Genomic DNA, 24936 nt, shown 5'->3' with positions numbered 1-24936 from the left:
GGGATTTGTGATACAATTAAATAGAGAGGACGGATACATGCGAAAATTTCAAATTTTTCTATTTATTGAAGCTTGTTTATTGACAGGAGCTCTGATTATGATGGTATCAGAGCATTTTTCCCGTTTTCTACTGATTTTGCTCTTGTTTTTACTGCTGATTCGATATTATACTGGAAAACAGGGAAATAACTTTATTTTAGTGGCGGTGAGCATCCTATTTTTCTTTATCATCATGCTCAATCCCTTTGTCATTTTAGCCATCTTTGTGGCCTTGATTTATAGTCTCTTCCTGCTTTACCCTATGATGAACCAGGAAAGAGAAGATACCAATCTGGTTTTTGAGGAAGTAGTGACGGTAAAGAGGGAGAAAAATCGCTGGTTTGGAAATCTTCATCACTTCTCTAGCTATCAGACCTGTCGTTTTGATGATATCAATCTCTTTCGCCTTATGGGGAAGGATACCATTCATCTAGAGCACGTGATTTTGAGCAATCATGATAATGTCATCATCTTGAGAAAACTGGTGGGTACGACTAGAATTATCGTACCAGTGGATGTTGAAGTCAGTCTAAGCGTCAATTCTCTGTACGGAGATTTAACCTTTTTCGACCAGCCTAAACGTGCTTTGCGTAATGAGCAATTTCATCAAGAAACCAGAGATTATCTCAAGAGTCCCAAGAGTGTTAAGATTCTTTTGACAACGATGGTTGGAGATGTTGAGGTGGTGAGAGGATGAAAAAGCAACCCTATATTTTAATTGGTCTCACATCATTTCTCTTTGTTGCTTTTCTATTTCGAAACATTTTTAAGGTCTTAGATTTGGAGTGGACTTCTCTCTTCCAAGATTTAGAAAAGACAGAAAAAATCCTATTTCTGGCTTTGATGTTTAGTCTTGCCTTAGCTTTTTTATTGGTCTTGTTTTGGACAATGGTTGACGAAATTTCAAGAAGAAGAATCCAAGCAAATCTTAAACGTCTGCTAGCTGGTAAAGATATTAAAAGCCTTGGAGATACTGATTTAGACGCAAGTTTTAGAAACTTATCAGGCAAGCTTGGTTTATTGACAGAAGCCATTCAAAAAGCGGACAATCAAGCCTTGATCAAGGAAGAAGTGATTATTGAAAAGGAGCGCAAGCGAATCGCGCGTGACTTGCATGATACGGTTAGCCAAGAAATTTTTGCTGCCCATATGATTTTATCAGGACTCAGTCAACAAGCTTCCAGATTAGACAAAGAGAAGATGCAGACACAACTCCAGAGTGTAAGAGCTATTTTGGAGACAGCCCAAAGAGATTTACGTATTCTACTTTTACATTTACGACCAATCGAACTGGAACAAAAGAGTCTGGTTGAGGGGATTCAGTTGCTTCTCAAAGAATTGGAAGAAAAAAGTGAACTCAAAGTCAGCTTTAAACATCAGGTAGACCAACTACCTAAAAAGATTGAGGAGCATGTCTTTCGTATCGTCCAAGAATTGTTCAGTAATACGCTTCGTCATGCCCAGGCTTCTTGTCTGGATGTTTATCTTTATCAAACGGAAACAGAGTTGCAGTTAAAGGTAGTAGACAATGGTCGTGGCTTTCAGCTAGGTGATGTTGATGAACTTAGCTATGGACTAAGGAATATCAAAGAACGAGTGGAAGATATGGCGGGGACCATCCAACTATTAACAGCGCCCAAGCAGGGGTTGGCAGTGGATATTCGTATACCCTTGCTGGATTGATGAACAAAAGGAAATAAAATGAAACTATTATTAGTAGATGACCACCAAATGGTGCGTCTTGGTTTAAAAAGTTATTTTGAATTACAAGATGGTGTAGAAGTTGTTGGAGAGGCAACTAATGGAGCCGAAGGAATTGCAATGGCTTTAGATCTTCGCCCCGATGTGATTGTGATGGATATTGTGATGCCAGAAGTCAACGGGATTGACGCAACCCTAGCTATTCTCAAAGAATGGCCAGAGGCTAAAATCTTGATAGTGACCTCTTACCTAGACAATGAAAAAATCATGCCAGTTTTAAATGCGGGTGCTAAAGGCTATATGCTCAAGACATCAAGTGCTGATGAATTGTTCCATGCTGTTCAAAAGGTAGCGGCTGGAGAGTTAGCCATTGAACAAGAGGTGAGTAAGAAGGTGGAATACCACCGTAATCATATGGAACTTCACGAAGAATTAACTGCCCGTGAACGAGATGTCCTTCAACTGATTGCAAAGGGGTATGAAAATCAGCGTATTGCTGATGAATTGTTCATCTCCCTTAAGACAGTCAAGACCCATGTCTCCAATATCTTAGCCAAACTTGAGGTCAGTGATCGTACCCAGGCAGCAGTTTATGCTTTTCAACATCATCTGGTGGGTTCTGATGAATTTTAGGGGACATCGAATGTAACTGAAGCATGGACGAAAAGCGCATCCATTACTTGAAAAAATTCGCTACTATATGGTATAATGGACTGTATTAAAAATTTTAAGGAGAAATGACAGAATGTCTGTATCATTTGAAAACAAAGAAACAAACCGTGGTGTCTTGACTTTCACTATCTCTCAAGACCAAATCAAACCAGAATTGGACCGTGTATTTAACTCAGTAAAGAAAACTCTTAACGTTCCTGGTTTCCGTAAAGGTCACCTTCCACGTCCTATCTTCGACCAAAAATTTGGTGAAGAAGCACTTTACCAAGATGCATTGAACGCTCTTTTACCAGATGCTTATGAAGCAGCTGTTAAAGAAGCTGGTCTTGAAGTCGTTGCACAACCAAAAATTGACGTAACTTCTATGGAAAAAGGTCAAGATTGGGTTATCACTGCTGAAGTTGTTACAAAACCTGAAGTAAAATTGGGTGAATACAAAAACCTTGAAGTATCAGTTGATGTAGATAAAGAAGTAACTGACGCTGATGTTGAAGAGCGTATCGAACGTGAACGCAACAACTTGGCTGAATTGGTGATCAAAGAAGGTGCTGCTAAAAACGGCGACACTGTTGTGATCGACTTTGTTGGTTCTATCGACGGTGTTGAATTTGACGGTGGAAAAGGTGAAAACTTCTCACTTGGACTTGGTTCAGGTCAATTTATCCCTGGTTTCGAAGACCAATTAGTTGGACACTCAGCTGGTGAAACTGTTGACGTTATCGTAACATTCCCAGAAGACTACCAAGCAGAAGACCTTGCTGGTAAAGAAGCTAAATTCGTAACAACTATCCACGAAGTTAAAGCTAAAGAAGTTCCAGCTCTTGACGATGAACTTGCAAAAGATATCGACGAAGAAGTTGAAACACTTGCTGAATTGAAAGAAAAATACCGCAAGGAATTGGTTGCTGCTAAAGAAGAAGCTTACAAAGATGCCGTTGAAGGTGCAGCAATCGATAAAGCAGTTGAAAACGCTGAAATCGTAGAACTTCCAGAAGAAATGATCCACGAAGAAGTTCACCGCTCAGTAAACGAATTCCTTGGAAACTTGCAACGTCAAGGTATCAACCCTGACATGTACTTCCAAATCACTGGAACTACTCAAGAAGACCTTCACAAACAATACGAAGCAGAAGCTGAGTCACGTACGAAGACTAATCTTGTTATCGAAGCAGTTGCGAAAGCTGAAGGATTTGACGCTACTGAAGAAGAAATCCAAAAAGAAATCGAGCAATTGGCTGCAGATTACAACATGGAAGTTGCTCAAGTACAAAGCTTGCTTTCAGCAGATATGTTGAAACACGATATCACAATCAAGAAAGCTGTTGAATTGATCACAAGCACTGCAACAGTAAAATAATCTCTACAAGAAAAAAGGCTGGGACAAAAGTCCTAGCCTTTTAATTGTCTTTGGATTGTCGAGCAAGACGCAGTGGTTGAGTGGGCTCTACTAGGCTGATTTCATCAGCTTTTACAGCCCTACTCAACTGTGCGGAGGCGGGACGACGAAATCGAATTCTAATGAATTACCGATTTCTGTCCCACTCTCTCTTGTGCTTTATTTTCCGAAAAACTCTTGAAGGTCATCGTGGCTAATCCCAATCATAGCTGGAATATTAGACCAGTTTTCTTCGGTTAGGATGTAAGATTGATGAGGGGCCGTCGGTTCTGTGATTTCGAGAACAGGCTCATTTACTTCTTCAGAGCTTTCAGTTAGTTCAATAAAACGTTCTATTAGGTAAGTTTTGCGAGAGGTTCCGATATGTTTAGTTGCATAATCAAAGGCTTGAAGTTCACCGAGTAGAATGAGTTTGCTTTTAGCCCGAGTAATAGCAGTGTAGATGAGGTTACGCTCCAACATACGCTTGCTAGCACTGGTGATGGGAAGAAAGACAACTGGGAATTCACTTCCTTGAGATTTATGGATACTCATGGCATAAGCAAGACGAATCTTGTACCATTCATTTCGAGGATAGGAAACCTCGTTCCCATCAAAATCAATCATCATTTCGTCTTGTTTAGATTCAGTGTATTTTCCAGGAATGAGGTCCGTGATGTAGCCTAGGTCTCCGTTAAAAACATTGACTTCTGCATCGTTAACCAAATGAATGACCTTATCTCCGCTACGATACTGAAACTGACTTGCTTCAAAACTAATCTGTCCTTTTTTAAGAGGATTGAGCAGTTCTTGCATGAGTTGATTGATGGCATCAATCCCTGCTGCTCCACGATACATAGGAGCTAGAACTTGGATGTCTCGTGCAGGGATGCCACTTCTGATGGCAGCGTCTAGGATTTTTTCAATGGTCGCTGGGATCTGGTTACTAGCGATTTCAAAGTAGGAACGGTCTGCTTTTTTATGAGTGAAATCTGCAGGTAAAATTCCCTGACGAATCTGACTCGCAAGTGTGACAATGGTTGATTCTTCGCTCTGGCGGTAGATTTGTTCCAAGCGTGTTTGCGGAATACTTGAAATTTGGAGTAAGTCAGCCAGAACTTGACCTGGGCTAACCGATGGCAACTGATCACTATCTCCAACGATGAGAATTTTACTAGTAGAGGAGATATTTGAGAAGAGTTGATTGGCTAGCCAAGTATCTACCATAGAGAATTCGTCTACGATGATAAAGTCAGCATCTAGATAATCCTCCAAATGGCTTGTGTCGTCGTCACCAGTCATACCCAAGTGGCGGTGAATGGTTGCACTCGGCAAGCCTGTTAGTTCATTCATGCGACGAGCTGCACGACCAGTTGGAGCAGCAAGGAGAATCGGTAGATTACTTTTCTTTCGAAGGTCCAGTCCTTCTAATAGAGCATAGACGGCAATAATCCCATTGATAACAGTGGTCTTACCTGTACCAGGTCCACCTGTCAGGATAAAGACCTTGTTTTGGATAGCATCGCAGATTGCCTGTTTTTGAATGGCATCGTATTGAATGCCTAATTCTTCCTCGACAATTGCGATCTGCTCCTGGATGATTTCTGTTTCATGTTTATTGGGTTCTTCTTTTTCAAGGATACGAATGAGGTGATTGTGAATCCCTTCTTCTGCGAAAAAGAGACTGTTATCAAAGATTTTGGTGTCAACTTGTTGGACTTTTTCTTCTTCAATGAGATTGGACAATTCTTGAGCAAGTTGACTTGGTTCCAGTTCTACAGGACGTGAGGATTCCAGTAGATTTAGAGTCTTTTCTAATAAGTCTCTAGCTTCAACATAAGTATCCCCACTTTCCATACAAGCGTTTAAAAGGCTATGAATGAGTCCTGCTCGGAAACGTTCAGGCGCCTGGCTTTCAATGCCCAATTCTTGTGCCAATTGGTCAGCGATGGTAAAACCCAAACCCTTGATATCTTCTACCAACTGGTAAGGATAGTTCTCAACGATATCGATGGTTTCCTCTTTGTAGGTATCCTGAATTTGAATAGCTAATTTATTAGGAATGCCATAATTGGCAAGCTTGGCCAAGACCATTTCAGTACCGTAGTTGAGACGGAGTGTGGATACAAAGGCCTCACGACTTTTAGAAGACAGCCCTGAGATAGTCTCAAGTTTTTCAGGATGTTCTAGGATTTCATCGATAGTATTTTCCCCATAGAGTTCCACAATCTTTTGGGCAGTTTTGAGACCAATCCCTTTGAAATGACTACTTGAGAAATATTTGACCAATCCCTTACTAGTTGGTTTTGCTCTTTCGTAACGGGAAATCTGCAGTTGTTCTCCGTATTTGGAGTGTTGGACAATCTGCCCCCAGAAAGTGTATTCTTCTCCCTCGATAACATCAGCCATGGTCCCTGTAACAATGATCTCGAAATCATCAAAGTCCTCAGCATTGGTATCCTCTATATCTAAAAGGAGAATACGGTAAAAGTTGCTGACATTTTCAAAAATAATACGTTCAATCGTACCTGTAAAATAGACTTCCATATAATTCCTTTACATTCCTGAATGAAATCTATCATTCAGAATAGAATGAGAAGAGGCTGAGATTTATATTTCTCGGCCTCTTAGTGTTCTTAAAATGTTCCGATACGTTTGAGTGGCCAGAAACGGAATTTAGCCTCTCCAATGATATCTTTTGCTTTAAAAGTACCAACATGTCGACTGTCACTAGATACCAGACGGTCATCACCAAGTAGGAGGTATTGTCCCTCTGGAACAGTGAAGGTAAAGCTAGTATTGAAGTTAACATCTAAGGTAAAGGCATCAGCTTTTTCAGCAAGACTTCTGAAGTACTCGCCTTTTTTCCCATCCCAGCTATCTCCGGTATAGGTTGATTGGAGTTTATCCTCTTTAAAACGTTTGAGATAATCTGCTAGGTAAGGCTCATCGGTTTCTTGATTGTTGATGTAGAGCTTATCATTTTCGTAACGGATGGTATCACCTGGTAACCCGATGACTCGCTTCACGATATCTTTATTCCCTTCATCCTCATGAGCGACAACTATATCAAAGCGATCGATTGGGAGATGTTTGACAACGAAGAGAATTTCTCCATCAGCTAAAGTAGGGTCCATAGAGTGTCCTTCTACACGAACATTGCTCCAGAGAAAGAGACGGCTGAGACCAACTAAGGCAATAATAAGGATAAAAACTCCCCATTCTCTTATAAATGATTTAAAATATTTCATGGTTCACCTCTATAGAAGTTTTTTTGCTTTTTCAGTATTTTTAAAATGAAGTTTGGCGCAGAAGTTAAGGCCCTTCATTCCATATGCTTTTAATATTTGACTGGCAACCTTATCAGAAGCAACACCAGCACCACTAGGAAGTTTGTAACCTAACTCTTGCCCTAGGTTTTCAAGATTTTCTAGGAAGAGGTCACGCGCTATGATGGAGCTAACTGCTACAGCCAAGTATTTACTTTCAGCTTTTTCCTCAAGTGTAACTGGATTTGAGAAATGATTGGCTTCATTTTTTAAGTACTTATCATAGTTTTGAGCACTCGTAAAGGCGTCGATAACGATTTTTTCAGGCTCAACTCCCTTTTGAAGGAGGAGAAAGATTGCTTGATTGTGAAGCGCTACCTTGACAGAAACAGCATTATAGCGTTCTCCAATGACTTCGTTATACTTACTTGGCGAAAGAAGGAGTGCTTGATGCTGAATCTTCTCCTTAAGAAGGGGAGCAATCTGACGAATCTTTTGGTCAGTTAGTGTTTTAGAATCTCCAACTCCGAGTTTTCGTAAAAAGTCATGCTGATCAGGAGTTACAAATGACGCCACTACAGCCAGACCACCGAAGTAGGAACCATTTCCAACCTCATCTGTTCCAATCAAGGGGAAATTTTGCCCGCTAACTATTTGTGCTACTTGATAACCAAAAAAGCTAGCATAGCTTTCAGCAGCTTCTCCTTGCAAGAGGACTTTCCCAGATGTATAGACGGAAACACTGGCTTGAGGAAGCTTTAAAAAGTAGCGAATATAGGGATTTTTACTTGGAGTGAGTGCATGTTCATGCTTTTGAACAAAAGCCTGAATTTCCTTTTCGCTCGGAGTTAATGTGATACTTGCCATAGTCTCTATTGTACCATAAAAGCGCTAGAATTGGTAAAAACTGACAAACTTAGTGAAATTTGGTATAATATCTTGAGGTGAATTTTATGGCAAATTTAAATCGATTCAAGTTTACATTTGGGAAAAAAACATTAACCCTGACAACTGAACATGACAATCTTTTCATGGAGGAGATTGCTAAAGTTGCAACGGAAAAATATGAAGCAATCAAAGAACAAATGCCTGGAGCTGATGATGAGACAGTGGCGATTCTCTTAGCAGTCAACTGCTTGTCAACCCAGCTTAGCCGTGAGATTGAATTTGATGATAAGGAGCAAGAGTTAGAATCGCTCCGTTATAAAGTGGTCGCTGCTAAACAAGAGCAGAGTAAGATAGGGGATTCCTTATGATTTCCATCCTACTCTTATTAATCCTTGCTTGGAGCTTTTATATCGGCTACCGCAGAGGAATTCTTTTACAAGCTTATTATCTTGTGGCTACGATTGTCTCAGCTTATTTTGCAAGCAACTATTACCTATCTTTAGGGCAAAAGTTCAACTTGTTAATCCCTTATGCCAACCCACAGGAAGGACAGGGAACTTACTTTTTCTCATCCAATCAGCTTTTCCAACTGGATAAAGTCTTTTATGCAGGAATTGGTTTTCTCTTAGCCTTTACAGTCTTTTATTGTATCGGTCGCTTGCTTGGTCTTTTTCTAAACCTAGTACCAAGTAAGATACTTGATGAGAAATACTACCGTATCGGTGCGGGTGTGCTATCAGTCGGTGTGACCTTGTTTGTCCTCCAAATGATGCTAACGATTCTCGCGACTGTGCCATTACAAATTGTTCAAAATTCACTTGAAAATAGCTTTGTAGCTAGACATATCATCCAAAGCATTCCATTCACAACTAATTTTATTAAACAGCTTTGGGTTACAAAAATAATCGGATAAAAAGGGCGGGAACTATTCCTAGCCTTTTGTTTACAATTTCGAAAAGTAAAAGATAGATTTAAAAAAGTTAAAAATAAGCAAAGCCATAATATTTTTACTAAGGAAATAAGATGAATACAAAAATACTAGAAACGTTAGAATTTAATAAGGTCAAAGCTTTATTTGAGCCCCATCTTTTGACGGAACAAGGGTTAGAGCAGTTAAAAGAACTTGTTCCGAGTGATAGAGGAGACAAGATTCAGCAAGCTTTTACTGAGATGAAGGAGATGCAAGAACTTTTTGTCGAGCATCCGCATTTCAGTATCTCAAGCACCAAAGACATTGCTGCAACCTGCAAACGTTTGGAGATGGGAGCAGACCTCAACATCGAGGAATTTCTCCTTCTCAAACGTGTCATTTTTGCCAGTCGTGAACTGAAAAACTTCTATGACAATCTTGAAAATGTGAGTTTGGACCACCTGGCCAATTGGTTTGAGAAACTTCATGATTTCCCACATTTGCAGGGCAATTTCCAAGCTATTAATGAAGCTGGATTCATAGAGAATTTTGCTAGTGAAGATTTGGCACGAATCCGCCGTAAAATCCACGACAGTGAGAGCCAAGTCCGTGATGTTTTGCAGGATCTTCTCAAACAAAAGGCGCAGATGTTGACTGAAGGCATCATCGCTAGTCGAAATGGTCGCCAAGTTCTGCCAGTCAAAAATACCTATCGAAACAAGATTGCTGGTGTTGTTCATGATATCTCTGCCAGTGGTAATACAGTCTATATCGAACCGCGTGAAGTGGTCAAGCTAAGTGAGGAGATTGCTAGTCTTCGTGCAGATGAACGCTATGAGATGTTGCGTATCCTTCAAGAACTTTCTGAGCGTGTACGGCCACACGCAGCTGAAATTGCAAATGATGCCTGGATTATTGGACATTTAGACTTGATTCGAGCAAAGGTCCGTTTTATCCAAGAGACAGGAGCCGTGGTGCCTCAAGTCTCTGAAGAGCAGGAAATCCAACTCCTCCATGTTCGTCATCCCTTGGTGCAAAATGCCGTTGCAAATGATGTTCACTTCGGTAAGGAGCTAACAGCAATCGTTATCACTGGTCCCAATACGGGTGGTAAGACCATCATGCTAAAAACCTTAGGATTGACGCAATTGATGGCTCAGTCAGGTTTGCCGATTTTGGCGGATAAGGGAAGTCGTGTTGGAATTTTTGAGGAGGTCTTTGCGGATATCGGAGACGAACAATCCATCGAACAAAGCCTCTCAACCTTCTCTAGTCACATGACCAATATCGTAGACATCCTCGGTAAAGTCAACCAAAACTCCCTCTTGCTACTAGATGAGCTTGGAGCAGGTACAGATCCTCAGGAAGGAGCTGCCCTTGCCATGTCTATCCTAGAAGACTTGCGTTTGCGTCAGGTCAAGACTATGGCAACCACTCACTATCCTGAACTCAAGGCCTATGGAATTGAAACGGCTTATGTTCAGAATGCCAGCATGGAGTTTGATACAGCTAGCCTGCGTCCAACCTATCGCTTTATGCAAGGAGTACCGGGCAGAAGTAATGCCTTTGAGATTGCTAAACGTTTGGGCTTGTCAGATGTCATTGTAGGTGATGCCAACAAGCAGATTAACCAAGACAATGATGTCAATCGCATCATAGAGCAATTGGAAGAGCAAACACTTGAAAGCCGGAAACGTCTTGAGAATATTCGCCAAGTTGAGCAAGAAAACCTCAAGATGAACCGTGCTCTTAAAAAACTCTACAACGAGCTCAATCGTGAGAAGGAAACAGAACTCAATAAGGCGCGTGAGCAAGCCGCTGAGATTGTTGAATTGGCTCTGGCAGAGAGTGATGATATTCTTAAAAATCTTCATAGTAAATCTCAACTCAAACCACATGAAATTATCGAAGCCAAGGCTAAGCTCAAAAAATTAGCCCCTGAAAAAGTTGACCTTTCTAAAAACAAGATTCTTCAAAAGGCTAAGAAGAAACGAGCTCCAAAAGTTGGGGATGATATTATCGTTTTAAGCTATGGTCAACGAGGTACCTTGACCAATCAGCTCAAGGATGGTCGTTGGGAAGCTCAGGTCGGCTTGATCAAGATGACGCTTGAAGATAAGGAATTCGACTTGGTTCAGGCTCAGCAAGAAGCGCCTGTCAAGAAGAAACAAGTCAACGTGGTTAAACGTGCTGCAGGCAAAGGCCCACAGGCTCGACTAGACCTCCGTGGCAAACGTTATGAGGAAGCTATGGAAGCCTTGGATGCCTTTATCGACCAAGCCCTGCTCAACAACATGGCTCAAGTAGACATCATCCATGGTATCGGTACAGGAGTCATTCGTGAAGGAGTAACCAAATATCTCCAAAGAAACAAGCAAGTCAAGAGCTTTGGCTATGCGCCACAAAATGCAGGTGGAAGTGGTGCAACAATCGTAACCTTTAAAGGCTAACCAAGCTATAGAATGAAATGTTAAAAGAGTACCTATCAAGTGATAGGTACTCTTTTGATGAATTTATTTTAATCATTATTGTTAGTGAGTATTTTAAAAGGGGACAATCGTTTTATAGCCAAAAAAATTGATGAAGGTTTGTCTAGCTGAGCTTTAATTATGCTATACTGATAGTAACGTTATTTTCGGAGGTTAGCATGAAGAAACTCCCCTTAGCTTTTTCAGGTTGCTTATTGGGATTAGCTGGTGCAGGAAATCTTATCTTAGATACCTTCCCATTTCTTTCTCATTTGCTTAGTTTGTCAGGCTTGATTCTATGGTTTTATTTTCTTTACAGTCATCTTAGTGATTGGCAAGTAAGCAAGCAAGAACTGAAGAAAGCACCCGTCTTGTCAGGAATGGCGACCTTTCCCATGGCAGGGATGATTTTATCGACTTATATGCTGCGGATTCTACCAGTTAGCTTGAACTTCATTGCGCAGGTTCTCTGGTGGTTTGCCTTTCTACTGGATGTAGGTTTAATTATCTACTTTACTATCAATTACGTTCAGACTAAGCCAAGGGCTAGTGCTACACCGACTTGGACTGTTCTTTATGTAGGAATAGCAGTAGCAAGCTTGACCTACCCCGTGGTGGGCATTGTTGGGATTGCCTATGGAGCTTGGATTTTTGGTTTTATCTTAACCCTCATCCTGTATCCTCTCATTTATCAAGATTTGAAAAAGAATCCATTGCCACTAGCTTTAATGGGTCAAGAAGGGATCTATTGCGCTCCATTTTCTCTCCTATTAGCAGCACTAGTGAGAGTAGGAGGTCCAGACCTTCCTAGCTGGATTTTGTTAGTCATGATTCTTGCATCACAGGCTTTCTTTTTCTTTGTCCTTAGTCGCTTGCCGAGAATTCTAAAACAGGGATTTCAACCATCCTTTTCAGCTCTAACTTTCCCAACCATCATCACGGCAACTTCCTTGAAAATGGCCCAGGGAATCCTACAGTTTCCAACCCTTAACCTACTCGTTTGGATAGAAACTATCATTTGTTTAACAATCCTCATCTACGTATTAGTAGAATATGTGAGATATTTAAGAAAATAACAAATCCCCTAGCACTGAGAAGTGTTAGGGGGTGTTTTTTAGAGCGATTAATAACATTCTTTTTGCTTAACTTCTTTAAAGAGTTGATAGAGAGTATAGAAGTAGACCAAACTAAAAATTATACAGATGGTTAGAAATAGGAGATATCTCCAATCCATAGAATTCGTAATTAGTTGTGGGAGAGATACGAGGATAAAGCAGAGAGATGCGTTTAAGAGGCGTATTTTTTTTGATGTGATTTTCTGAAATCTTTGTCCTTTGTTCAAGACAGGAAGGGCTAGCAGGAAGATGATCAGAAAAGGACGTGTAATATAGCCATAAACTAGGAAAAAGGTCATAAAGATACTGACCAAAATATGACTGAGAATTAAAGTTTGTAATGATTTCATATGATTTCTCCTAATAGTCGTCTTGATCTTCCTTGGCTTTTCGAATGCGAAGCCAGAAGACAAGTTGCATCATTAATCCGAAAAAGAAAGCTGCGAAAAGAATTGATGTGAAATGGCCTAGATTGAAAAGGTAACTAAGATAGTTCTTGTTATCATCCGTTAAGACATTGAGAAGAGGCATTCCAAAGAACATCAAAACTCCATAGACAAGTCCGGCTTTAAGGCCAGGGTAGCGCAATTGTTTTTGTTCTTTCTGGCTCAGCATATCAGGATCGATAGCAGTAATACCTGTTTTTTTAGTTTGAGTGCTGACATAGATAGCACAAACCATAGAAACCAGAAAGATGATAATTGGATATCCAAACGCGACCATTTGGGGATATTTATAAGCGAGGACAAAGGGAATGAGATTGCCAAAAACCATGAGGTAGAAGAGAACCATAAAGAGTTTATTTCCGATGCGGTCAGCCTCACGTTGTTTGTGTTCATCAAGTGGTCCAGAAATGCCGTATGTGCGTTTGATTAGTTTTTCAGTGAGAGTTTCTTTTTTCATTTTTCTTCTCCTTATTAAAATTCGTCCTCCCAAAAGAGACTGTTGAGGTCTGTTTGGAGGCTATGAGCGAGATTGAGACAGAGTTCCAGGGTAGGATTGTACTTGTCATTCTCAATCATGTTGATGGTTTGTCTAGAGACACCGATATCTTTGGCAAGTTCGAGCTGGGATATGCCCAATTCCTTGCGAAATTCTTTCACACGATTCATGCTTCCTCCTTATTTGATTATGTCACATATATTTGACTATAGTATATCTTTTAAAAAATAAAATGTCAACTATTTTTGACATATTTTTAAAAGAATCTTGGTGATAATATTTCTATGTGAAAATCTTCTACGATTTTATGCTATAATGAAGAAAAATAAGAGTGATTTGGATACCCTGAATGCTATCCAATAAAGAAAGAGCAGAAAATGAACCATAAGATTGCAATTTTATCAGACATTCATGGTAACACGACAGCCTTAGCTGGAGTGCTTGAGGACGCTAAAAAGTTGGGAGCGACTGAATATTGGCTTCTGGGAGATATTTTTCTTCCTGGGCCGGGAGCAAATGACTTGGTGGCTCTTTTGAAAGACCTTCCCATTACAGCATCTGTTCGAGGCAACTGGGATGATTGTGTGTTAGAGGCTTTAGATGGGCAATATGGTTTAGAGGATCCCCAAGAAATCCAGCTTATGCGATTGACCCAGTATCTGATGGAGCGTCTAAACCCAGAGCATATTGATTGGTTGAGAAATCTACCTATGGTAGCCAAGAAAGAAGTGGAAGGCTTGCGCTTTTCTCTTTCACATAATTTACCTGAGAAAAATTATGGTGGTGATTTGCTGGTTGAAAATGATACCGAAAAATTTGACCAGCTACTTGATGAAACTACTGATGTAGCCGTCTATGGTCATGTTCACAAGCAGTTGCTTCGTTATGGTAGCCAAGGTCAACAAATCATCAATCCAGGTTCGATTGGTATGCCTTATTTTGACTGGGTAGGGCTGAAAAATCACCGTGCCCAGTATGCCTTACTTGAGGTTGAAAATGGTGAATTAGTCAATATCCAATTTCGTAAGGTTGTTTATGACTATGAAGCAGAGCTAGAATCAGCTAAGACCAAGGGCCTTCCCTTTATCGAAATGTATGAAGAATTGCGGCGAGAGGACAACTATCAAGGCCATAATAGAGATTTGTTAGCTAGTTTAATTGAAAAGCATGGCTATGTGGAGGATGTGAAGAATTATTTTGATTTTTTGTAAGAGTTGCTTTGATTAACAGATACTAAATAAACGATTGGACTAGCCAATCGTTTTTAATATATCTTATTGTAATTGAGATTGATCTGGTAGGTAGGAACCACCGAGATAGGTTTTGCTGAGTTTTTCAAGGGTTCCGTCTTGGTAGAGTTCTTTGAGGACCTTGTCAAATTGTTCTTTAATTTCTTTTCCATCGCTTGAGAAGATAATGTAGTTATTTGGATTATCATTGCTTTCCAAGTCGACTACGTTCAAGTCTAAACCTCGGTCTTGGATAATCTTTTGAACATTTTCGATAAATTTAATATAGATTTTAAAAATAGTGAACTCAATGAGCTTTTTAGCTTCAATAATTCGGTAAATGTTTGACAATAAAATTATTTTATTTTAAAATATAGGTATCATAAAACTATTTAAAGGAGATAGTCATGAAAAAACTTCTTACTGCGGGCCTTGTGCTCTTATCAGTTGCAACTTTAGCAGCTTGTGGAAATAAATCTTCTGATTCTGCAAGTAAAGTTTCAAGCACGACTGAACAAACATCAGCTTCATCAAAAACAGATAACTCAAAGACAAACACATCTGAAGTTACTCTTCTAACAGATGAAGAAATTGACAACGCTAAAACAATTGGAGATATGAAAACTCTTTTTGGTAAGTTGATTGACAACTATAAGAAATATGTTGAAGAAATCGGTGACAAAGTTCCTGAGGCTCAAAAAGATGCTTATAAACAACAAGTGGAACCTGCTCTTAACTCACTAGAAACTTCAAGAAAGGCATTTAATGATGGCTTGTCAAGCGCAGGTTCTGACGATACAGAAATGCCTGCAGAAGCACGTACTGTTTTCCTTCAACAATTGAAGACTGCACGTGATGCTATGAAACAAGCGATTGAATCTGCAAGTAAAATTGTATCAGCGCAATAATATGAGTAAAGTAGGCGACTAATCGTCTACTTTTTCTTGTGCAGAAAGTTTTTATTATAGCTTACAACTAAATCGAAAAGCTTGTAATTCCTGGTTAAGAGATGGGATAAAGGTCTCTACTTATGAAAAATCTCTGCAAGCTCTTTCAAAATGTGGTAAAATGGAAGCAGTAGAATTAGAAAAGGAACTTGCTTATGAAATTTCTTGAGTTAAATAAAAAATGTCATGCGACAAAGCATTTTATTGATAAACCTGTTGATCCCAAGGATGTTCGTACTGCTATTGAAATCGCAACCTTGGCACCAAGCGCTCACAACAGTCAGCCTTGGAAGTTTGTTGTGGTTCGTGAGAGAAATGCTGAACTAGCAAAATTGGCTTACGGTTCAAACTTTGAGCAAGTAGCATCTGCCCCTGTAACCATTGCCTTGTTTACAGATACTGACCTAGCTAAACGAGCTCGCAAGATTGCCCGTGTTGGTGGAGCAAAGAACTTCTCAGAAGAACAACTTCAGTACTTTATGAAAAATCTTCCAGCTGAGTATGCACGTTACAATGAACAACAAGTCAGTGACTACTTGGCTCTTAATGCAGGATTAGTTGCGATGAACTTGGTCCTTGCATTGACTGACCAGGGAATTGGTTCAAACATTATCCTTGGTTTTGACAAATCAAAAGCTAATGAAGTTTTGGAAATTGAAGAACGCTTCCGTCCAGAGCTTTTGATTACAGTAGGATACACAGATGAGAAATTGGAACCAAGCTACCGCTTGCCAGTAGATGAAATTATCGAGAAAAGATAGGAAGTAAAAATGACAGTTATTGATTTTACAGCAGAAGTAGAAAAACGTAAAGAAGACCTCTTGGCTGACTTGTTTAGCCTTTTGGAAATCAACTCAGAACGTGATGACAGCAAGGCAGATGCGCAGCATCCATTTGGACCTGGTCCAGTAAAAGCCTTGGAGAAATTCCTCGAAATCGCAGACCGTGATGGCTACCCAAAAAAAAATGTCGACAACTATGCAGGTCATTTCGAGTTTGGTCAAGGGGAAGAAGTTCTCGGAATCTTTGCCCACATGGACGTAGTGCCAGCAGGTAGTGGTTGGGACACGGACCCTTACACTCCAACTATCAAAGATGGTCGCCTTTATGCGCGTGGTGCTTCTGATGACAAGGGGCCAACTACAGCATGTTACTACGGTTTGAAAATCATCAAGGAATTGGGGCTTCCAACTTCTAAGAAAGTTCGCTTCATCGTGGGAACTGACGAAGAGTCAGGTTGGGCAGATATGGACTACTACTTTGAGCATGTAGGACTTGCAAAACCTGACTTTGGCTTCTCTCCAGATGCTGAATTCCCTATCATCAATGGTGAAAAAGGAAATATCACTGAATACCTCCACTTTGCCGGTGAAAACAAGGGTGCAGCTCGTCTTCACAGCTTCACAGGTGGTTTGCGTGAAAACATGGTTCCTGAATCAGCAACTGCAGTCGTTTCAGGTGACTTAGCTGACTTGCAAGGGAAACTAGATGCCTTCGTTGCAGAGCACAAACTCAGAGGAGAAATCCAAGAAGAAAACGGTCAGTACAAGGTGACTGTAATTGGTAAATCAGCTCATGGTGCTATGCCTGCTTCAGGTGTCAATGGTGCGACTTACCTTGCCCTCTTCCTTAGCCAATTTGCTTTTGAAGGACCTGCAAAAGACTACCTCGATATTGCTGCTAAGATTCTCTTGAATGACCACGAAGGAAAGAATTTGAAGGTTGCTCATGTGGATGAAAAAATGGGTGCCCTTTCTATGAATGCGGGGGTCTTCCGCTTTGATGAAACAAGTGCTGACAATACTATTGCCCTCAACTTCCGTTATCCAAAAGGAACAAGCCCAGAGCAAATCAAGTCAGTTCTTGAAAGCTTGCCAGTTGCTTCAGTCAGCCTTTCTGAACATGGTCACACTCCTCACTATGTGCCAATGGAAGATCCACTCGTTCAAACCTTGTTGAATGTTTACGAAAAACAAACAGGCCTTCAAGGTCACGAACAAGTCATCGGTGGAGGAACTTTTGGACGTCTATTAGAGCGTGGTGTAGCCTATGGAGCTATGTTCCCAGACTCTATCGATACTATGCACCAAGCCAATGAATTTATCGCCTTGGACGATCTCTTCCGTGCAGCAGCCATCTATGCTGAAGCTATTTACGAATTGATCAAATAATGCTATAGAAGTCTGAGATTGTATGCTTGGACTTCTTTTTGGAGGGAAAACAGATGTCTCAAATCGAAAGAATCAAGAAAGCCATCATGGCGGATCCACAAAATGCCAGTTATACCGAGAAAGGGATTGAACCTCTCTTTGCAGCCCCAAAGACAGCTCGTATCAATATCATTGGACAGGCACCTGGACTCAAAACTCAAGAAGCAGGACTTTACTGGAAGGATAAAAGTGGCGATCGCCTGCGAGATTGGTTGGGTGTGGATGAGGATACCTTTTACAATTCAGGTTATTTTGCAGTCATGCCCATGGATTTCTACTTTCCAGGACATGGGAAATCCGGTGACTTACCACCTAGACCTGGTTTTGCAGAAAAGTGGCACCCTAAACTTTTGAAAGAATTACCAGATATTCAATTGACGCTCTTGATTGGGCAGTATGCTCAGGCTTACTATCTGCATGAGAAAGTCAGTGGAAAGGTAACAGATCGTGTCCATCGATATAAAGAGTATTTGCCAGATTATTTCCCTCTGGTACACCCATCACCTCGTAATCAAATCTGGATGAAGAAAAATCCGTGGTTTGAGGAAGAAGTCTTACCTGACTTGAAAGCTAGAATTCAAAAAATTCTCGGAGATGAAAAATGAAAGAAATTACTTTTAATGATTTTTACCAACTATACCAGAAAGAGTCACTTTCTGTATTGGATGTGAGAGAAGTAGAGGAATTTGAGGCTCTTCATTTAGAAGGTGCTCGTAATTTACCTCTCAGCCAACTAGCTGATACTTATAAACAACTAGACAAGGATAATCTTTTCTACGTGATTTGTAAATCAGGAATGCGTTCAGCACGCGCTTGTCAATTTTTAGCAGAACAAGGCTATGAGGTTATCAATGTCCAAGGTGGCATGGATGCTTTAGAATAAGAAAAACTCCCTTTAAGACCGACAATAAGAAAGGTTTTAGGGGGATTTTATTTGCTCTAAAAATCAGAAAATTGAAAACATTTTAGAATTATTTTGTGACAGCCTTTTCATGCCTTTAAACATGTTATACTAAGAAAGTATTTTAATTTTATAAGGAGAGTTTATGGCTAAAAAAGGTGCTTTAACAGGATTACTCCTGTTTGGAATATTTTTTGGAGCAGGGAACTTGATTTTCCCTCCTACTCTAGGTGCACAGTCTGGAGATAACTTCTTCCCTGCCATTGCAGGTTTTGTATTTTCGGGTGTCGGGATTGCCGTCTTAACCTTGATTATCGGGACCCTGAATCCAAAGGGTTATATCTATGAAATTTCTAAGAAAATTTCCCCATGGTTTGCGACAGTTTATCTAGCAGCCTTGTACTTGTCGATTGGTCCATTCTTTGCGATTCCGCGTACAGCAACAACATCGTTTGAAGTTGGGATCAGTCCACTTTTGGATCAAGCAGATAAAAGTCTAGGTTTGATAATTTTTACGGTTCTTTACTTTGTTGCAGCCTATCTCATTTCGCTGAATCCTTCAAAGATTTTGGATCGTATCGGTCGTGTCTTGACGCCAGTTTTTGCCCTCTTAATCGTTGTTCTCGTCATCCTTGGGGCCTTTAAATATGGTGGAAATGCACCACAAGCGGCTTCAGGAGCTTATCAGGCTTCAGCATTTGGAGCAGGATTCCTTGAAGGATATAATACTCTAGATGCTCTCGCATCTGTTGCCTTTAGTGTAATCGCGGTTGAAACCTTGAAACAACTTGGATTTTCGAGTAAAAAAGAGTACATCTCAACCATTTGGGTAGTCGGAATTGTCGTAGCGCTTGGCTTTAGTGCTCTATACATTGGCCTAGGTTTCCTTGGGAATCACTTCCCGATGACAGAAGAAGCGATGAAGGGTGGAACTCCAGGGGTTTATATCTTGTCACAAGCGACCCAAGAAATCTTTGGTTCAACAGCTCAATTATTCCTAGCTGCTATGGTAACAGTAACTTGCTTCACAACGACTGTAGGTTTGATTGTTTCAACTGCTGAATTCTTTAACGGACGTTTCCCACAACTCAGCTATAAGGTTTATGCGACTGTCTTTACCTTGATTGGTTTTGCAATTGCCAACCTCGGTCTTGATGCAATCATCAAATATTCTATCCCTGTCCTAGTTATCTTGTATCCAATTACCATTGTGATTGTTATGATTGTGATTGTGAACAAATTTGTACCACTTTCAAAACCAGGCATGCAATTGACGATGGGTCTTGTTACAGCTATTGCCGTAGCTAGTGTCTTGGGAAGTTCATTTGAAGTGACCTTCCTTGCCAATATTGTGAATGCTCTACCATTTGCTAAGGCTTCATTGCCATGGTTAGTACCAGCGATCATTGGGATTTTACTTTCCCTTGTTCTTCCAAATAAGCAAAAGAGTGAAGCTTTTGAGATGGAATAAAAAAAATCTTGGCTTATGCCAAGGTTTTTTTATTACTCTTAGTTCGTTTTTTCAGTATATCCAAGGTCCTCAAGCATCTTTTTAGTTTTTGAAAAACTCACACGCTTTCCAGCTCCTGAATATTCATTAGGCATTGCTTTTTTCATCTCATCAAGATTGACTACAGTCATGTCAATGACCATGGTATGGATGACTTTTCCATCTTTGAATTCGATATTTTGTGTAACACCTTTGATTCCCTCATACCCTTTATAAGTTTTCACGATAAGTTCTTTAAGCTCATCAGCGCTCTTATTGAGTATTTCAGGTTCAAAAACATTATAAACTTCTTGTTTCATAACGTCATCACCCTCAACAGTATATGTCAAGGTAGAATGTCTTCCTGGATTACTGTCATGAACAAAGACTACAGTTTTTGATTCAGCTTTCTTTTCTGTAGTTTCAGCCTCAGTTGTTTCAGCTTCAGTCGTTTTTACCTCAGTTGTCTCTGCTTTTGAGGAGTTAGAAGTTGTTGATGATTGTTTAGAACATCCCAACAAGAATGCCAACGGTAAGGCTAAGAGAAGCGTCATTTTGAAATATCTGTTCATATTTTTTCCTTTCATCATAAGAACTTTTTTCATTATATCATAAAATACTTTCGCAATCAAAGTATATTCGTTTTTCCTTTTTACACATACTAAAATGGGAAAAGTGATATAATATTAGGAAGAGGTGAAGAAATGAATCAAACTGTAGAATATATCAAAGAACTAACTGCTATCGCATCACCAACTGGATTCACACGTGAGATTACGAATTATTTGGTTGAGACTCTTGAAAAACTAGGTTATCAACCAATCCGTACTGCCAAAGGTGGAGTGAATGTTACTGTCAAAGGTAAAAATGACGAGCAACAGCGTTATGTGACCGCTCATGTGGATACCTTGGGAGCTATCGTTCGCGCTGTTAAACCAGATGGACGTCTTAAAATGGACCGTATCGGTGGTTATCCTTGGAACATGATTGAAGGCGAAAACTGTACAGTTCATGTGGCTAGTACAGGTAAGACTATTTCAGGTACCATTTTGATCCACCAGACTTCTTGTCATGTATACAAGGACGCTGGAACTGCTGAACGCACGCAGGACAATATGGAAGTACGTTTGGACGAAAAAGTGACCAATGAAAAAGAAACACGCGCACTTGGTATTGAGGTTGGTGACTTTATCAGCTTTGACCCACGAACTGTCGTAACTGAAACAGGCTTTATCAAATCGCGTCATTTGGATGATAAGGTCAGTGCAGCTATCCTTCTAAATCTCCTTAAAGTCTATAAGGAAGAAGGGATTGAACTTCCTGTCACTACGCATTTTGCCTTCTCGGTCTTTGAAGAAGTGGGCCATGGTGCTAACTCAAGTATCCCTAGTCAAGTTGTCGAATATCTAGCGGTAGATATGGGAGCAATGGGAGATGACCAGCAGACGGATGAGTACACAGTGTCAATCTGTGTCAAAGATGCTTCAGGTCCTTATCACTACGAATTCCGTCAACATCTGGTTGCCTTGGCAAAAGAGCAGGACATTCCATTTAAACTCGATATCTATCCATTTTACGGTTCGGATGCTTCTGCAGCCATGTCAGCTGGAGCAGAAGTCAAACACGCTCTTCTAGGAGCGGGTATCGAGTCTAGTCACTCTTACGAGCGAACTCATATTGATTCTGTTCTTGCTACCGAGCGTATGGTAGACGCTTACCTCAAGAGTGGATTGGTAGACTAAGATGTGCTTGATTTGCCAACGAATTGAATGGATTAAGGCAGGGGAAAATCCCTACTTTGTAAAAGAACTGGAAACAGGCTATGTTGTCATCGGAGACCACCAGTATTTTGAAGGCTATACTTTATTCCTGGCAAAAGAACATGTGACAGAATTGTATCATATGGAAGCTCCAGTCAAACTTCGCTTTTTAGAGGAAATGAGCTTGGTCCAAGAAGCTGTCTCTAAAGCCTTTTCTGCTCAAAAGATGAATGTAGAGTTGTTGGGAAACGGTGATGCACATGCCCACTGGCATATTTTCCCTAGACGAGAGGGTGATATGAAGGGACACGGTCTTAATGGTCGTGGTCCAGCTTGGTGGGTTCCTTGGGAAGAAATGGTCGCTGAAGAATATCAGGTTAAGGGAAGCAAATTAGAAGGTTTGGTTGAAACCTTATCTGAAACTTTGGACCAAATGATTGAAATGAAAGGATAAACAATGAAAAAAAGATACCTTGTATTATCAGGATTGCTAGCCTTGACATTGGCAGCTTGTTCGCAAGAAAAGCCAGCGACTTCAGAAAATCAGACTTCAACTGAAGAAAAAACCGTCCAAGAAGGGACTGTCGGTAGTAAATCTCAGGAAGCAAGCCAGAAAAAGGCAGAAGTAGTTAATAAGGGAGATTACTATAGCGTTCAAGGGAAGTACGATGAGATTGTTATCGCTAATAAGCATTATCCCTTGTCTAAGGACTATAATCCTGGAGAAAATCCTACAGCAAAGGCTGAGTTGTTGAAACTTATTGCTGCTATGCAGGAAGCAGGTTTCCCAATCAGCGACCACTATAGTGGTTTCAGAAGTTATGAAACTCAAACTCAACTTTATCAGGACTATGTCAACAAAGACGGAAAGGCAGAGGCTGACCGCTATTCTGCTCGGCCTGGATATAGTGAACACCAAACTGGACTAGCATTTGACCTTATCGGTACAGATGGTGATTTAGTGACAGAAGAAAAAGCTGCTCAATGGCTTTTAGATCATGCTGCAGACTATGGTTTTGTCGTTCGCTATCTCAAAGGTAAGGAAAAAGAAACAGGCTATATGGCTGAAGAATGGCACCTTCGCTACGTCGGAAAAGAAGCCAAGGAAATCGCTGCAAGTGGTCTCAGCTTGGAAGAGTATTACGGTTTTGAAGGTGGGGACTATGTTGATTAGTCGCAAAATATCTTGCAAGAATGCTTGAAATTTGATAAAATGAATAATAATAATTAAATAGGAATCTGCAAGACTAGTATCTCAGGGGAAGTATATCAGGGAGGAGAGCCGTGACTGAAAGCTCTCTATATGAAAGCTGGGTGAATTCACTTGCCTATGGATTCAGAAATAAAGGTCTGACTTGTCAGATAAAAACGGATGGTACCGCGTGTCAACGCTCCGAGTGTGGAGTTTTTGGCATGTGGTTTTCTTTTTATCTACGAGAGACTGATGGAGGAATTATGTCAACTATTGAAGAACAATTAAAAGCGCTTCGTGAAGAAACGCTAGCTAGCTTGAAGCAGATTTCTGCTGAAAATGAAAAAGAGCTGCAAGAATTGCGCGTCTCTGTCCTTGGTAAAAAAGGATCACTGACTGAAATTCTTAAAGGGATGAAAGACGTTTCTGCAGAAATGCGTCCAATTATCGGAAAACACGTCAATGAAGCTCGTGATATTTTGACAGCTGCATTTGAAGAATCAGCTAAGCTCTTGGAAGAAAAGAAAGTTGAAGCTCAACTAGCAAGTGAGAGCATTGATGTTACGCTTCCAGGTCGTCCAGTTGCGACTGGTCACCGTCACATCCTCACACAAACTAGTGAGGAAATTGAAGACATCTTCATCGGGATGGGTTACCAAGTCGTGGATGGTTTTGAAGTTGAACAAGACTACTATAACTTTGAACGTATGAACCTTCCAAAGGATCACCCAGCTCGTGATATGCAGGACACTTTCTATATCACAGAAGAAATCTTGCTCCGTACTCACACATCTCCAGTTCAGGCGCGTGCTATGGATGCCCATGATTTTTCAAAAGGTCCTTTGAAGATGATCTCACCAGGACGTGTATTCCGTCGTGATACAGACGATGCAACCCACAGTCACCAATTCCACCAAATTGAAGGTTTGGTTGTTGGGAAAAATATCTCAATGGCGGATCTTCAAGGAACCCTCCAGTTGATTGTACAAAAAATGTTTGGTAAAGAGCGTCAAATTCGTTTGCGTCCATCTTACTTCCCGTTCACTGAGCCATCTGTTGAGGTGGATGTTTCATGCTTTAAGTGTGGAGGAGACGGCTGTAACGTATGTAAGAAAACTGGTTGGATCGAGATTATGGGTGCCGGTATGGTTCACCCACGTGTCCTTGAGATGAGTGGTATCGATGCGACTGTTTACTCTGGCTTTGCCTTTGGTCTTGGACAAGAGCGTGTAGCTATGCTTCGTTACGGAATCAACGATATCCGTGGATTCTACCAAGGAGATGTCCGCTTCTCAGAACAGTTTTAATAATGATTAGAAAAGTGGAAATAGCAGATGTTGAGGTGTTGGCAAAACTTGCCAAACAAACCTTTCGTGAAACATTTGCTCATGATAATACGGAAGAGCAGTTACAGGAATACTTTGAAGAGGCTTATAATCTGAGAGTTTTGTCAACTGAGTTGGAAAATCCTGAATCCGAAACCTATTTCATTATGCATGAAGAGGAGATAGCTGGTTTTCTCAAAGTCAACTGGGGAAATGCTCAAACCGAGAGAGAATTAGAGGACGCTTTTGAAATTCAACGCCTCTATGTGCTACAAACATACCAAGGATTTGGACTTGGTAAGCAACTATTTGAATTCGCTTTGGAACTTGCCGAAAACAATGGTTTTTCCTGGGCTTGGCTAGGTGTTTGGGAGCATAATACAAAAGCTCAAGCATTTTATAATCGATATGGTTTTGAAAAATTTAGCCAACATCGTTTTATGGTTGGGCAAAAGGTAGATACGGATTGGTTACTGAAAAAGAAATTAAGGTAAGAAGATGATT

27 protein-coding genes and 1 pseudogene are annotated in these 24936 nt (G+C 40.5%); 20 read left to right on the top strand and 8 right to left on the bottom strand.

What is annotated here, in order from left to right:
• Window positions 1-37: 37 nt before the first annotated feature.
• The 4 genes from liaF (at window position 38) to tig (ending at window position 3769) form a co-directional block, all read left to right on the top strand.
• Window positions 38-736 (top strand): cell wall-active antibiotics response protein LiaF, encoded by a 699-nt coding sequence (gene liaF, locus QM857_RS02510; RefSeq protein ID WP_281137748.1) that lies wholly within the window; start codon window positions 38-40, stop codon window positions 734-736.
• Window positions 733-1722 (top strand): sensor histidine kinase, encoded by a 990-nt coding sequence (locus tag QM857_RS02505; RefSeq protein ID WP_414274964.1) that lies wholly within the window; start codon window positions 733-735, stop codon window positions 1720-1722. The genes liaF and QM857_RS02505 overlap by 4 nt, the downstream gene beginning before the upstream one ends.
• An 18-nt stretch (window positions 1723-1740) precedes the next feature.
• Window positions 1741-2373: a response regulator gene (locus QM857_RS02500; protein ID WP_414274963.1), complete on the top strand. Its 633-nt coding sequence runs from the start codon at window positions 1741-1743 to the stop codon at window positions 2371-2373.
• Window positions 2374-2485: 112 nt separating this feature from the next.
• The gene (gene tig / locus QM857_RS02495; protein ID WP_414274962.1) at window positions 2486-3769 is read left to right on the top strand and encodes a trigger factor; all 1284 of its coding nucleotides are present in this window, start codon (window positions 2486-2488) and stop codon (window positions 3767-3769) included.
• Window positions 3770-3967: 198 nt separating this feature from the next.
• On the opposite strand, the gene QM857_RS02490 is transcribed toward tig, so the two are convergent.
• The 3 genes from QM857_RS02490 to rnhC form a co-directional block, all read right to left on the bottom strand.
• On the bottom strand, window positions 3968-6334 hold the full coding sequence (locus QM857_RS02490) for an ATP-dependent RecD-like DNA helicase (protein WP_414274961.1): 2367 nt from the start codon (window positions 6332-6334) through the stop codon (window positions 3968-3970).
• An 89-nt stretch (window positions 6335-6423) separates the two neighbouring features.
• The gene (gene lepB / locus QM857_RS02485) at window positions 6424-7038 is read right to left on the bottom strand and encodes a signal peptidase I (protein WP_414274960.1); all 615 of its coding nucleotides are present in this window, start codon (window positions 7036-7038) and stop codon (window positions 6424-6426) included.
• A gap of 9 nt (window positions 7039-7047) precedes the next feature.
• Window positions 7048-7923 carry a ribonuclease HIII gene (gene rnhC / locus QM857_RS02480; protein ID WP_414274959.1) on the bottom strand — a complete coding sequence of 292 codons (876 nt, stop codon included), beginning with the start codon at window positions 7921-7923 and terminating at the stop codon, window positions 7048-7050.
• Between the two features lie 86 nt (window positions 7924-8009).
• On the opposite strand from rnhC, the gene zapA reads away from it, so the two are divergent.
• The 4 genes from zapA (at window position 8010) to QM857_RS02460 (ending at window position 12398) form a co-directional block, all read left to right on the top strand.
• Window positions 8010-8312: a cell division protein ZapA gene (gene zapA, locus QM857_RS02475; protein ID WP_214262307.1), complete on the top strand. Its 303-nt coding sequence runs from the start codon at window positions 8010-8012 to the stop codon at window positions 8310-8312.
• Window positions 8309-8857 carry a CvpA family protein gene (locus QM857_RS02470; protein WP_263393949.1) on the top strand — a complete coding sequence of 183 codons (549 nt, stop codon included), beginning with the start codon at window positions 8309-8311 and terminating at the stop codon, window positions 8855-8857. Before zapA ends, QM857_RS02470 begins: the two co-directional genes overlap by 4 nt.
• Before the next feature lie 110 nt (window positions 8858-8967).
• Complete coding sequence (locus tag QM857_RS02465) at window positions 8968-11304, top strand: endonuclease MutS2 (protein ID WP_414274958.1); 2337 nt, start codon at window positions 8968-8970, stop codon at window positions 11302-11304.
• 197 nt (window positions 11305-11501) lie between these two features.
• Entirely contained in the window at window positions 11502-12398 is an 897-nt protein-coding gene (locus QM857_RS02460) for a TDT family transporter (RefSeq protein WP_414274957.1), read from the top strand.
• Between the two features lie 47 nt (window positions 12399-12445).
• Here the strand turns inward: QM857_RS02460 and QM857_RS02455 are convergent, their stop codons facing one another.
• From QM857_RS02455 to QM857_RS02445, 3 genes are read right to left on the bottom strand one after another with little or no spacing between them, the layout of a single operon-like run.
• Window positions 12446-12787 carry a hypothetical protein gene (locus QM857_RS02455; RefSeq protein ID WP_178895355.1) on the bottom strand — a complete coding sequence of 114 codons (342 nt, stop codon included), beginning with the start codon at window positions 12785-12787 and terminating at the stop codon, window positions 12446-12448.
• Between the two features lie 10 nt (window positions 12788-12797).
• Window positions 12798-13340 carry a DUF3278 domain-containing protein gene (locus QM857_RS02450; RefSeq protein ID WP_414274956.1) on the bottom strand — a complete coding sequence of 181 codons (543 nt, stop codon included), beginning with the start codon at window positions 13338-13340 and terminating at the stop codon, window positions 12798-12800.
• A gap of 14 nt (window positions 13341-13354) precedes the next feature.
• Window positions 13355-13549, bottom strand: a complete 195-nt coding sequence (locus QM857_RS02445; RefSeq protein WP_178895353.1) for a helix-turn-helix transcriptional regulator — start codon at window positions 13547-13549, stop codon at window positions 13355-13357.
• A 207-nt stretch (window positions 13550-13756) separates the two neighbouring features.
• Between QM857_RS02445 and QM857_RS02440 the strand changes: the two genes are divergently transcribed.
• Window positions 13757-14590, top strand: a complete 834-nt coding sequence (locus tag QM857_RS02440; protein WP_178895352.1) for a metallophosphoesterase family protein — start codon at window positions 13757-13759, stop codon at window positions 14588-14590.
• A gap of 63 nt (window positions 14591-14653) precedes the next feature.
• Here QM857_RS02440 and QM857_RS02435 read toward each other — a convergent pair.
• Window positions 14654-14878 (bottom strand): annotated as a pseudogene (locus QM857_RS02435) (amino acid ABC transporter substrate-binding protein); the annotation flags it as partial.
• A gap of 137 nt (window positions 14879-15015) precedes the next feature.
• On the opposite strand from QM857_RS02435, the gene QM857_RS02430 reads away from it, so the two are divergent.
• From QM857_RS02430 to brnQ, 6 genes are all read left to right on the top strand, one after another.
• Window positions 15016-15516: a hypothetical protein gene (locus QM857_RS02430; RefSeq protein ID WP_178895351.1), complete on the top strand. Its 501-nt coding sequence runs from the start codon at window positions 15016-15018 to the stop codon at window positions 15514-15516.
• Between the two features lie 194 nt (window positions 15517-15710).
• Window positions 15711-16316 (top strand): nitroreductase family protein, encoded by a 606-nt coding sequence (locus QM857_RS02425; protein ID WP_414274955.1) that lies wholly within the window; start codon window positions 15711-15713, stop codon window positions 16314-16316.
• A gap of 9 nt (window positions 16317-16325) precedes the next feature.
• A complete protein-coding gene (pepV, locus tag QM857_RS02420) occupies window positions 16326-17726 on the top strand; it encodes a dipeptidase PepV (RefSeq protein ID WP_414274954.1) in 1401 nt (466 codons plus the stop codon).
• A gap of 53 nt (window positions 17727-17779) precedes the next feature.
• The gene (locus QM857_RS02415; protein ID WP_263393941.1) at window positions 17780-18370 is read left to right on the top strand and encodes a uracil-DNA glycosylase family protein; all 591 of its coding nucleotides are present in this window, start codon (window positions 17780-17782) and stop codon (window positions 18368-18370) included.
• The gene (locus tag QM857_RS02410; RefSeq protein ID WP_263393940.1) at window positions 18367-18648 is read left to right on the top strand and encodes a rhodanese-like domain-containing protein; all 282 of its coding nucleotides are present in this window, start codon (window positions 18367-18369) and stop codon (window positions 18646-18648) included. Before QM857_RS02415 ends, QM857_RS02410 begins: the two co-directional genes overlap by 4 nt.
• A 163-nt stretch (window positions 18649-18811) precedes the next feature.
• Window positions 18812-20137: a branched-chain amino acid transport system II carrier protein gene (gene brnQ, locus QM857_RS02405; protein WP_414274953.1), complete on the top strand. Its 1326-nt coding sequence runs from the start codon at window positions 18812-18814 to the stop codon at window positions 20135-20137.
• Window positions 20138-20175: 38 nt separating this feature from the next.
• Here the strand turns inward: brnQ and QM857_RS02400 are convergent, their stop codons facing one another.
• On the bottom strand, window positions 20176-20727 hold the full coding sequence (locus QM857_RS02400; protein ID WP_414274952.1) for a DUF1307 domain-containing protein: 552 nt from the start codon (window positions 20725-20727) through the stop codon (window positions 20176-20178).
• Window positions 20728-20859: 132 nt separating this feature from the next.
• Here QM857_RS02400 and QM857_RS02395 point away from each other — a divergent pair, with 132 nt between their 5' ends.
• From QM857_RS02395 to QM857_RS02375, 5 genes are all read left to right on the top strand, one after another.
• Window positions 20860-21897, top strand: coding sequence for a M42 family metallopeptidase (locus QM857_RS02395; RefSeq protein WP_414274951.1), 1038 nt, complete (start codon window positions 20860-20862; stop codon window positions 21895-21897).
• 1 nt (window position 21898) lies between these two features.
• A complete protein-coding gene (locus QM857_RS02390) occupies window positions 21899-22369 on the top strand; it encodes an HIT family protein (RefSeq protein WP_414274950.1) in 471 nt (156 codons plus the stop codon).
• Between the two features lie 3 nt (window positions 22370-22372).
• Window positions 22373-23089, top strand: a complete 717-nt coding sequence (gene ldcB / locus QM857_RS02385) for an LD-carboxypeptidase LdcB/DacB (RefSeq protein WP_006148004.1) — start codon at window positions 22373-22375, stop codon at window positions 23087-23089.
• 281 nt (window positions 23090-23370) lie between these two features.
• Entirely contained in the window at window positions 23371-24414 is a 1044-nt protein-coding gene (gene pheS / locus QM857_RS02380; protein WP_414274949.1) for a phenylalanine--tRNA ligase subunit alpha, read from the top strand.
• Window positions 24415-24416: 2 nt separating this feature from the next.
• A complete protein-coding gene (locus tag QM857_RS02375) occupies window positions 24417-24926 on the top strand; it encodes an N-acetyltransferase family protein (RefSeq protein WP_414274948.1) in 510 nt (169 codons plus the stop codon).
• Window positions 24927-24936 lie beyond the last annotated feature (10 nt).

It is taken from the genome of Streptococcus infantis (assembly GCF_047463315.1).
GTDB classification, from domain to species: domain Bacteria; phylum Bacillota; class Bacilli; order Lactobacillales; family Streptococcaceae; genus Streptococcus; species Streptococcus infantis_AB.
The sequence above is the reverse complement of the archived record's forward strand: the minus strand, read 5'-3'. Positions and strand labels throughout refer to the sequence as shown.

What these genes read in the sequence shown, in the direction of transcription:
- liaF (WP_281137748.1), top strand. Translation starts at nt 38, where the DNA reads ATGCGAAAATTTCAAATTTTTCTATTTATTGAAGCTTGTTTATTGACA.
- QM857_RS02505 (WP_414274964.1), top strand. Translation starts at nt 733, where the DNA reads ATGAAAAAGCAACCCTATATTTTAATTGGTCTCACATCATTTCTCTTT.
- QM857_RS02500 (WP_414274963.1), top strand. Translation starts at nt 1,741, where the DNA reads ATGAAACTATTATTAGTAGATGACCACCAAATGGTGCGTCTTGGTTTA.
- tig (WP_414274962.1), top strand. Translation starts at nt 2,486, where the DNA reads ATGTCTGTATCATTTGAAAACAAAGAAACAAACCGTGGTGTCTTGACT.
- QM857_RS02490 (WP_414274961.1), bottom strand. Translation starts at nt 6,334, where the DNA reads ATGGAAGTCTATTTTACAGGTACGATTGAACGTATTATTTTTGAAAAT.
- lepB (WP_414274960.1), bottom strand. Translation starts at nt 7,038, where the DNA reads ATGAAATATTTTAAATCATTTATAAGAGAATGGGGAGTTTTTATCCTT.
- rnhC (WP_414274959.1), bottom strand. Translation starts at nt 7,923, where the DNA reads ATGGCAAGTATCACATTAACTCCGAGCGAAAAGGAAATTCAGGCTTTT.
- zapA (WP_214262307.1), top strand. Translation starts at nt 8,010, where the DNA reads ATGGCAAATTTAAATCGATTCAAGTTTACATTTGGGAAAAAAACATTA.
- QM857_RS02470 (WP_263393949.1), top strand. Translation starts at nt 8,309, where the DNA reads ATGATTTCCATCCTACTCTTATTAATCCTTGCTTGGAGCTTTTATATC.
- QM857_RS02465 (WP_414274958.1), top strand. Translation starts at nt 8,968, where the DNA reads ATGAATACAAAAATACTAGAAACGTTAGAATTTAATAAGGTCAAAGCT.
- QM857_RS02460 (WP_414274957.1), top strand. Translation starts at nt 11,502, where the DNA reads ATGAAGAAACTCCCCTTAGCTTTTTCAGGTTGCTTATTGGGATTAGCT.
- QM857_RS02455 (WP_178895355.1), bottom strand. Translation starts at nt 12,787, where the DNA reads ATGAAATCATTACAAACTTTAATTCTCAGTCATATTTTGGTCAGTATC.
- QM857_RS02450 (WP_414274956.1), bottom strand. Translation starts at nt 13,340, where the DNA reads ATGAAAAAAGAAACTCTCACTGAAAAACTAATCAAACGCACATACGGC.
- QM857_RS02445 (WP_178895353.1), bottom strand. Translation starts at nt 13,549, where the DNA reads ATGAATCGTGTGAAAGAATTTCGCAAGGAATTGGGCATATCCCAGCTC.
- QM857_RS02440 (WP_178895352.1), top strand. Translation starts at nt 13,757, where the DNA reads ATGAACCATAAGATTGCAATTTTATCAGACATTCATGGTAACACGACA.
- QM857_RS02430 (WP_178895351.1), top strand. Translation starts at nt 15,016, where the DNA reads ATGAAAAAACTTCTTACTGCGGGCCTTGTGCTCTTATCAGTTGCAACT.
- QM857_RS02425 (WP_414274955.1), top strand. Translation starts at nt 15,711, where the DNA reads ATGAAATTTCTTGAGTTAAATAAAAAATGTCATGCGACAAAGCATTTT.
- pepV (WP_414274954.1), top strand. Translation starts at nt 16,326, where the DNA reads ATGACAGTTATTGATTTTACAGCAGAAGTAGAAAAACGTAAAGAAGAC.
- QM857_RS02415 (WP_263393941.1), top strand. Translation starts at nt 17,780, where the DNA reads ATGTCTCAAATCGAAAGAATCAAGAAAGCCATCATGGCGGATCCACAA.
- QM857_RS02410 (WP_263393940.1), top strand. Translation starts at nt 18,367, where the DNA reads ATGAAAGAAATTACTTTTAATGATTTTTACCAACTATACCAGAAAGAG.
- brnQ (WP_414274953.1), top strand. Translation starts at nt 18,812, where the DNA reads ATGGCTAAAAAAGGTGCTTTAACAGGATTACTCCTGTTTGGAATATTT.
- QM857_RS02400 (WP_414274952.1), bottom strand. Translation starts at nt 20,727, where the DNA reads ATGAACAGATATTTCAAAATGACGCTTCTCTTAGCCTTACCGTTGGCA.
- QM857_RS02395 (WP_414274951.1), top strand. Translation starts at nt 20,860, where the DNA reads ATGAATCAAACTGTAGAATATATCAAAGAACTAACTGCTATCGCATCA.
- QM857_RS02390 (WP_414274950.1), top strand. Translation starts at nt 21,899, where the DNA reads ATGTGCTTGATTTGCCAACGAATTGAATGGATTAAGGCAGGGGAAAAT.
- ldcB (WP_006148004.1), top strand. Translation starts at nt 22,373, where the DNA reads ATGAAAAAAAGATACCTTGTATTATCAGGATTGCTAGCCTTGACATTG.
- pheS (WP_414274949.1), top strand. Translation starts at nt 23,371, where the DNA reads ATGTCAACTATTGAAGAACAATTAAAAGCGCTTCGTGAAGAAACGCTA.
- QM857_RS02375 (WP_414274948.1), top strand. Translation starts at nt 24,417, where the DNA reads ATGATTAGAAAAGTGGAAATAGCAGATGTTGAGGTGTTGGCAAAACTT.